A 352-nucleotide genomic window follows, 5' to 3' on the forward strand; every position below is an offset into this window, starting at 1 on the left:
TTAAAGAACCTGCCTTTGCAGTGCTCACACAGATTGTCTGATGAAAAACAGCAGTAAAAACCTCTACAGGCTTGTAGCTCAGGTGGTTAGAGCGCACCCCTGATAAGGGTGAGGTCGGTGGTTCAAGTCCACTCAGGCCTACCAAATTTGCGAAGCAAATTTGAAGAGGTTATCAACGATGGGGCTATAGCTCAGCTGGGAGAGCGCCTGCTTTGCACGCAGGAGGTCTGCGGTTCGATCCCGCATAGCTCCACCATCTTTTACTGCGAACACAAGAAAACTTCAGAGTGAACCTGAAAAGGTGCACTGCGAAGTTTTGCTCTTTAAAAATCTGGATCAAGCTGAAAATTGA

2 tRNA genes are annotated in these 352 nt (G+C 47.4%); both read left to right on the forward strand.

The annotated features are described in order from the left end of the window. Positions 1–67 precede the first annotated feature (67 nt). Positions 68–144, forward strand: a tRNA-Ile gene (locus LDK53_RS21085). A 36-nt stretch (positions 145–180) separates the two neighbouring features. Next, positions 181–256 (forward strand) — tRNA-Ala (locus LDK53_RS21090). Positions 257–352 lie beyond the last annotated feature (96 nt).

Origin of the sequence: Enterobacter sp. K16B (assembly GCF_020216105.1) — a bacterium.
In the GTDB taxonomy this organism is placed as follows: domain Bacteria; phylum Pseudomonadota; class Gammaproteobacteria; order Enterobacterales; family Enterobacteriaceae; genus Enterobacter; species Enterobacter sichuanensis.